Origin of the sequence: Marinobacter sp. UBA5687 (genome assembly GCF_002420325.1) — a bacterium.
Taxonomy (GTDB): Bacteria; Pseudomonadota; Gammaproteobacteria; order Pseudomonadales; family Oleiphilaceae; genus Marinobacter; species Marinobacter nauticus.
In genome coordinates, this window is record NZ_DIHV01000039.1 from 1 (window position 1) to 7306 (window position 7306).

Genomic DNA, 7306 nt, shown 5'->3' on the forward strand with positions numbered 1-7306 from the left:
TTTACTGGTAGCGGGGGCTGGATTTGAACCAACGACCTTCGGGTTATGAGCCCGACGAGCTACCAGACTGCTCCACCCCGCATCAAACTGTTTGTTAACCGGGCCACCCCTGTCAACGTGGCGCGTATACTACCGCCGGCCCCGCACCCTGTCAATCGATATTTTCAAATAAATCGGCAGGATAGTTCAACTCCTGAACAGGCGCGGACGAACCTCCATAAACCCCGACGGCATCCAGCGCCATCTTTACCGGCCGAAAGGATCGGCGATGCTCCGGGGTCACCCCAAGGCGATTGAGCGCCTCGAGATGCACAGGCGTGGGGTACCCTTTGTGCTGGGCGAGCCCAAAACCCGGAAACCGGACATCCAGCGCCTCCATCTCGCGATCTCGCGTCACCTTTGCCAGGATGGAGGCAGCACTGATCGCCTCAACCCGACTATCACCTTTGATCACGGGCTCGGATGGCCAGCGCCACTTCGGGCAACGGTTCCCGTCCACAAGAACGTACTCCGGGGCTATCGAGAGCCCCTCAACGGCACGCTTCATGGCCAGCATTGTCGCCTGGTAAATGTTCAGCTCGTCGATTTCACTGGCCTCGCATCGGCCCAGGCTCCAGGCAGCCGCGTTTTCCAGAATATCGTCATATAATCGCAGGCGTTTCTTTTCGGTAAGCTTTTTGGAATCCGCCAGCCCGGGGATAGGCCGCACTGGATCAAGAATCACAGCGGCCGTCACAACCGCCCCGATGAGCGGGCCACGCCCCACTTCGTCCACACCCGCCAATAGCGAGCCGCGATAGGAACACTGAAAAGGAGGAAGTGCCTTGGCCACCATCAGCTTCGAGACTCCAGCAGCTCAGACACCGCTGCCGCCGCACGTTCGTCAGCGCCCTGGCGCAGCACCTGGTGCAACTCCAGAAACGCCTGGTGCAGCCTGTCGCGTTCCTGTTCGTTTTCCAGCCTTTCCAGAACCGCCGCCCCCAACTTCTCCGGCGTTGCGTCGTCCTGTAACAACTCGGGCACCAGCTGCTCCTGGGCCAACAAATTAGGAAGCGCCACCCAGGGAACCTTGACCAACCTGGACAATATCTTGTAACTGAAATCGCTGAGCCGGTAACCTACCACCATCGGTTTTTTCAGTAACATAGCCTCCAGCGTCGCGGTACCCGACGCCAGCAGCACCACATCGCTGGCGGCCATCACCTCCCTCGAGCGACCACGAACCAGCGTGACAGGCAAGCTCACCTCCAGGGATTCAACCAGATCACGCACCTGCCGTTCACGATCCCGATTGACGCAAGGAATAACCAGCTGGAGATCGGGGCGGCGAGCCTGGAGCCAACGGGAAGCTTCCAGAAACAGAGTACCCAGGCGCTCAACTTCACCACCTCGACTACCCGGTAACACCGCCAGCACAGGTTTATCGACCTCCAGACCAAGACTTTTCCGCGCCGCCAGAGTATCCGGTTCCAGCTCTATCCTGTCGGCCAGAGGGTGCCCCACAAAAGACACCGGCACATGATGCTCCTCATAAAAACGGGCTTCAAAGGGAAACAGGGTCAACATAAGGTCGACAGACTTGGCAATCTTGAAGATACGCTTCTGGCGCCAGGCCCAAACTGAAGGGCTTACGTAGTGTACCGACGGGATGCCCGCTTCCCGGCATCGACGCTCGATGGCCAGTGTGAAGTCCGGCGAATCGATACCGACCACAACATCCGGGGGGGTAGTAAACAGATAATCCAGCAGACGGGCACGGATACTGAACAGCTCGCGGATTCGCCCGAGCACTTCCACCAGGCCCATCACGGAAAGCCGTTCCATTGGCACCAGCGAGTGAAAGCCTTCAGCGATCATTTCATCGCCGCCGATGCCGACAAAACGAGCCTTCGGGTAACGCTTTCTTAGCGCACGAATCAGGCCGGCACCGAGAATATCTCCCGATGCCTCGCCCGCAATAATGGCTATGGTTCGTCCTGAGAACGTGGCCGAGTTGGCCTGTCGATGTGTCACCAGCGGCCTCCGGCTGGCTTAACGAATGATGCCGCGATCCGCTCCCTTGAGCGAGTCAATCAGCGGGAGTACCTCTGGGACATCGGCAAAGTTGCGCTCCAGCTCTTCGATGGCCTGCTCGGTCGTCAGGCCCTGGCGATAAACCACTTTGTAGGCCCTGCGAAGACTAAGGAGCGTATCCTTGGCAAAACCACGTCGCTTCAGCCCTTCCACATTCATGCCATGAGGCTGGGCAGACTGGCCGCTGGCCATAACATAGGCAGGAATATCCTTGAGTACGATACTGCCCCCGGCAGCCATGCTGTGGGGCCCGATATGACAGAACTGATGAACCATGGTACCGCCACCGAGAATGGCATGATCACCCACGGACACATGCCCTGCCAGGGTGGCACAGTTGGCCAGAATGGTATGATTTCCGACAATACAGTCATGGGCCACGTGCACATAAGCCATCAGCAAGTTGCCATTACCGATCCGGGTCTCACCCCGGTCCTGAATGGTGCCACGATGGATCGTACAGTTCTCGCGGATAACATTGTCATCACCAATGACCAACGTGGTCAGCTCACCAGCGTATTTCTTGTCCTGGCATTCTTCGCCGATACTGGAGAACTGGAAAATTCGGTTGTTGCGGCCGATCACTGTCGGCCCCTTGATAACCACGTGAGAGAGAATCTCGGTACCTTCACCAATCTCCACCCCCGGACCGATATAACTCCAGGGGCCAACCGTCACGTTATCCGCCAGTTTGGCTGACGGGTCCACAATCGCTTGAGGATGGACACCCGACCAGTCATTTGTCGCCATCAAACTTCTCTCTCAGCGGTAAGTATTTCTGCCACGCATACCACCTCGCCATCAACGAGTGCACGGCAATCAAACTTCCAGATACCGCGCTTGCCAGAGATGAACTCAGACTCCATATCCAAGCGATCACCCGGTAAAACGGGGCGCTTGAAACGCGCTTTACTGGACCCAGCCAAATATTGTACCACGCCATCCGACGGTTTCCGTTCCACAGTCACAAAACCAAGAATTCCTGACAGTTGCGCCATGGCTTCAATGATCAGGACGCCCGGCATGATCGGATTGTCCGGAAAATGACCGGTAAAAAAGGGCTCGTTGAACGATACATTCTTGTACCCCTTGATCGACTTCCCTTTTTCGACCTCAGTCACCCGATCCACCAGCAAGAAGGGGTAACGGTGCGGCAGGTACTCCAGAATTTCATCGATGTGCATCATCTTGATCGGCCTCAGCCCTCTAATTTCTTTTCCAGTTCTTTAATCCGTCGCGCCAGAGCATCCAGCTGGCGAAAGCGGACGGCATTTTTTCGCCATTGGCGATTGGTATCCGCACTAGTGCCGGAAGAATACACCCCCGATTCCCGGATATCACCGGTCACCAGGGTCATACCCGTAAGGTGAACCTGATCGGCTATTTCGAGGTGACCAGCCACGCCAGAGGCGCCACCAAACACGCAGTGATTGCCAATTCGGGTGCTACCTGCGATACCAACCTTGGCCGCCATCGCGCTGTGATCACCAATCTGCACGTTGTGAGCAATCTGAATCAGGTTGTCCAGCTTTACGCCGTTGCCTATCGTGGTGTCGTCCAGAGCGCCACGATCAATGGTGGTATTGGCGCCAACCTCCACGTCGTCGCCCAGCACCACGGCACCGAGCTGCGCGATGCGATGCCAGACACCCTTTTCATTGGCAAACCCGAAGCCGTCGGAACCAATCACCGCGCCACTGAGAATATGACAGCGCTTACCAACCACCACATCATGAGCAAGCGTGACCCGGGGCCGAAGCACACTGTCGTCTCCAATACATGCTCTTGCACCAATAAAACCACCAGCGTCGACAGCCACCCGCTCACCAATACGAACCCCGGCCTCAATCACAACGTGCGGGCCTATGGAAGCAGATTCAGGAATACTGGCAGACTCATCAACCACGGCTGTTGGATGAATGCCTGGGGAAGCCTTGGGAGCCGGATCAAACCAATGACTGAGGTGAGCATAGCCCAGGTAGGGGTTGTCCAGTAACAGGACATTGGTCGGAACTTCATCCGCCGCAGCCGCAGACACAATCACCGCTGACGCCCGGGTATCTTTCAGGTATTTGGCGTAGGAGGGATTTGCCAGAAAACTGATCTGGCCCGGGACGGCTGCCTGCAAGGTGGCAAGCCCGGTAATAAGGATATCGGGGTCTCCCCGGAGGCTCGCTCCCAATGCCTCGGCAATCTCCTGCAGCCGATAGGACTTCTGTGTCATCGTTTTCTCCAAACACAGGGGCCGGGGAGCCCCTTTCTACATCACTGGTTCAGTTTTTCGAGCAGCTGTGTGGTGAGGTTCATCTCCGGCTTGACGTAAACCACCGCTTCGCTGGGCAGAATCAGATCAAGGTCATTTTCTTCCAGGAGTTCCTTCACAGCGACGTCCACCTCAGGGCGCGCACCTTCCAGAAACTGCTGCTTGCGCTGGTTAACGGTGGCGTCGAGGCGTTGCTTGAGGAAATTAAACTCCTTTACCTTTTCCTGAAACTCGGCGGCCAACTGATTACGCTCGCTCTCGTTCATCATGGCGCCATCCTTCTCCAGCCGATCCTTTAACTTGCGAGCGGCCTCCTGAGCTTCACGCACCTGGGCTTCGTCGCCGGCAAAATCCTGCTGGAGTTTTTCGCTGAAGGCCTGGGCATCATTGGAAGAGAACAGGGCCTGGCGCAGATCCACCACACCAATACGGGTCTCCGCCGCCACCTGGGCCGAGAAGGCCATAAGAGCGGCGGCAAGGATAGTCATCAAACGGGTCATCAATCTTCTCCTTTGTTTCATTCTTTCTTTTTTTATAGCCCGGTCAGAACGTCTGCCCCAGTGAGAACTGGAAGACCTGGGTATCGTCACCGGATTTATCGTTCAGTGGCTTGGCCAGACTGAAAGCCAAGGGACCTACCGCGGTGATCCACTGGAAACTGATACCGGCTGAAGTCCGTACCTCACCCAACTCAGGGTCAAAACCTCTTTCGGTATCAAACACCTGACCGGCATCGACAAAGAACGACGTGCGCATCGAACGCGAATCTCCTGCAAAAGGCGTCGGGAAGATCAACTCCAGCCCGCCTTCTGTCAGAACGTTACCACCGAACGGATCGGGATCCGAGAAGTCGCCTGCTGCACGCTCCGCCTTGTTACCCAAAGAGTTTGCTTCATATCCCCTTACAGAGCCATAGCCCCCGGAATAGAAATGCTCGAAGAACGGCATCTGACTGCGGTCACCGTAGCCGTCTCCATAGCCAATCTCAGTTCGCGCCCGTAAAACCCAGTTGGCAGAATCCGTCAGCGGGAAATAGAAATCCGTTTTGTGGGTCGCCTTGTAGAAGGTCAGGTCACTGCCTGGAACAGCGACATCCAGCGACAGGGAATGACTGTAACCCTTGGTCGGCAGTACACCTCGGTTGAGAGTACTCCGCCGCCAGCTACCAAACAGGAAGTAATTGGTGAACGAATCCCCTTCGTCGGCGATAAAATCGCGAACTTCCTGGGCTGAGAATACACCCGGCTTAATGTTTGATTGGGTAACGCCAGCACCGAAATTCAACCGCGTAATGGAATCTGTCGGATACCCGAACGTTACCCGACCACCGTATTCATCCAGCAGGTAGGAGGAAATATCCTCTTCCTCGTAATCGGTCTCACGGGCAAACAAACTGAAGCCCCGGCTTACCCCGTCCACCGTATAGTATGGATCCAGATAAGACACATTGGCGCTTTTCACCGAATCGCTGACGTTCACACCAAACGAAACGCGCTTGCCGGTACCGAAGAAATTGTTCTCCGAGACCGAGGCACCCAGGATTACGCCGGAATTTTGCGAGAAGCCCACCGACGCGGACAAGCTGCCCGTTGGTTGCTCCTGCACGCTGTAGTTCACATCAACCAGATCGTCGGTGCCGGGTACCGGAACCGTTTCGACATCGACCGTCTGGAAAAACCCAAGGCGCTCAAGACGGGTTTTGGAGAATTCGATGCGGTCGGACGAGGCTACCCCGCCCTCCATCTGGGTCATTTCCTGGCGCAGCACCTCATCCTTGGTGGACACGTTGCCGTCGAAGTTTACCCGGCGGACATACGCCCGCTTGCCGGGCTCCACGAAGAAGGTAACAGCAGCTGTATTGTCTTCACCCGGCTCCGGTACCGCGTTGACGTTGGCGAACGCATAGCCTTCGCGACCGAGCCGGAACGAGAGCGCTTCGGAAATCGCCGTCATCTGTGCACGGGAGAATACATCCCCTTCTTTAACCGGAATGAATTTCCGTAGCTCTTCCTCGCCGACAATCAGCTCACCCCGAAAACGAATATCCGAGATGGTGTACTGGGGGCCTTCATTAACGGAAATAGCAATAAAGACTTCCTGCTTGTCCGGCGAGATGGACACCTGGCTGGATTCAACGTTGAAGTCCAGATAGCCGCGATCAAGATAAAACGAACGCAGAGACTCCAGATCCCCGCTCAGACGTTCCCGGGCGTATTTATCTTTGTTGGTCAGCGAGTTCCACCAGCTACTGGTACGCAACTCGAAGAGGCCGATGAGTTCTTCATCACTGAAATCTTCGTTCCCAACAATATTGATGTGCTGAATGGCAGCGACAGAACCCTCGTTGATGTCCAGGCGAATGGCAACACGGTTCCTGGGTAACTCTTCCGCGGTGGCTTTTACTCTTGCGTTGTAGCGGCCCTGGGCGATGTAGGAGCGAAGGATCTCCAGTTCCAGTTTCTCCAGGGTAGCACGCCGAAATACCTGACCTTCCTCCAGGCCCGCACCGGCCAGGGCATCCATCAGCATCTCGGTTTCGATATTCTTGTTACCCTCGATCTCAATGGAGGAAATCGACGGGCGTTCACGCACCGACAGAATCAGCACGCCTTCATCACGACTGGCCTGAATATCCGTAAACAATCCGGTCCGAAACAGATCCTTGATGGCGTCGGCCAACCTGGTCTCGTCCATACGCTCGCCGATGTTCACCGGAAAAGCCGAAAACACAGAACCCGCTGAAACCCGCTGAAGGCCCTCTACCTCAATATCCGCAACCGTGAATTCATCCGCCAGCGCTGGCTTTATACCGGTTGCGGTAATTGCGAGGCCAACGGCTACAGCTAGAAGGGAACGTCTCATTCAGTTATTTCGCCTGGTTAATGTGCGGTAAGGAGCCCGCAATTCTCACAACCGCATCAGGTCGTTGTAAAGAGCAAACACCATTAAAGTCAGTATCAAAGCCATACC

7 protein-coding genes and 1 tRNA gene are annotated in these 7306 nt (G+C 56.0%); all 8 read right to left on the bottom strand.

The window, feature by feature from the left end:
• Positions 1–5 precede the first annotated feature (5 nt).
• Positions 6–82: transfer RNA gene (locus tag B3Y70_RS04190), tRNA-Met, on the bottom strand.
• Between the two features lie 69 nt (positions 83–151).
• Positions 152–835: a ribonuclease HII gene (rnhB, locus tag B3Y70_RS04195; RefSeq protein ID WP_153741582.1), complete on the bottom strand. Its 684-nt coding sequence runs from the start codon at positions 833–835 to the stop codon at positions 152–154.
• Positions 835–2013: a lipid-A-disaccharide synthase gene (gene lpxB / locus B3Y70_RS04200; protein WP_153741583.1), complete on the bottom strand. Its 1179-nt coding sequence runs from the start codon at positions 2011–2013 to the stop codon at positions 835–837. Before lpxB ends, rnhB begins: the two co-directional genes overlap by 1 nt.
• Positions 2014–2031: 18 nt before the next feature.
• A complete protein-coding gene (gene lpxA, locus B3Y70_RS04205; RefSeq protein WP_153741584.1) occupies positions 2032–2823 on the bottom strand; it encodes an acyl-ACP--UDP-N-acetylglucosamine O-acyltransferase in 792 nt (263 codons plus the stop codon).
• A complete protein-coding gene (gene fabZ / locus B3Y70_RS04210; RefSeq protein WP_011785996.1) occupies positions 2823–3260 on the bottom strand; it encodes a 3-hydroxyacyl-ACP dehydratase FabZ in 438 nt (145 codons plus the stop codon). The genes lpxA and fabZ overlap by 1 nt, the downstream gene beginning before the upstream one ends.
• An 11-nt stretch (positions 3261–3271) precedes the next feature.
• Positions 3272–4297: a UDP-3-O-(3-hydroxymyristoyl)glucosamine N-acyltransferase gene (lpxD, locus tag B3Y70_RS04215; RefSeq protein ID WP_199451986.1), complete on the bottom strand. Its 1026-nt coding sequence runs from the start codon at positions 4295–4297 to the stop codon at positions 3272–3274.
• A gap of 41 nt (positions 4298–4338) precedes the next feature.
• Positions 4339–4836 carry an OmpH family outer membrane protein gene (locus B3Y70_RS04220; protein ID WP_153741586.1) on the bottom strand — a complete coding sequence of 166 codons (498 nt, stop codon included), beginning with the start codon at positions 4834–4836 and terminating at the stop codon, positions 4339–4341.
• Between the two features lie 43 nt (positions 4837–4879).
• A complete protein-coding gene (bamA, locus tag B3Y70_RS04225) occupies positions 4880–7198 on the bottom strand; it encodes an outer membrane protein assembly factor BamA (protein ID WP_286895796.1) in 2319 nt (772 codons plus the stop codon).
• Between the last annotated feature and the right edge of the window lie 108 nt (positions 7199–7306).

Excerpts from the sequence above, each read along its gene's own strand:
- fabZ (WP_011785996.1), bottom strand. The coding sequence starts at position 3,260 with ATGATGCACATCGATGAAATTCTGGAGTACCTGCCGCACCGTTACCCC.
- lpxD (WP_199451986.1), bottom strand. The coding sequence starts at position 4,297 with ATGACACAGAAGTCCTATCGGCTGCAGGAGATTGCCGAGGCATTGGGA.
- B3Y70_RS04220 (WP_153741586.1), bottom strand. The coding sequence starts at position 4,836 with ATGACCCGTTTGATGACTATCCTTGCCGCCGCTCTTATGGCCTTCTCG.
- rnhB (WP_153741582.1), bottom strand. The coding sequence starts at position 835 with ATGGTGGCCAAGGCACTTCCTCCTTTTCAGTGTTCCTATCGCGGCTCG.
- lpxA (WP_153741584.1), bottom strand. The coding sequence starts at position 2,823 with ATGGCGACAAATGACTGGTCGGGTGTCCATCCTCAAGCGATTGTGGAC.
- bamA (WP_286895796.1), bottom strand. The coding sequence starts at position 7,198 with ATGAGACGTTCCCTTCTAGCTGTAGCCGTTGGCCTCGCAATTACCGCA.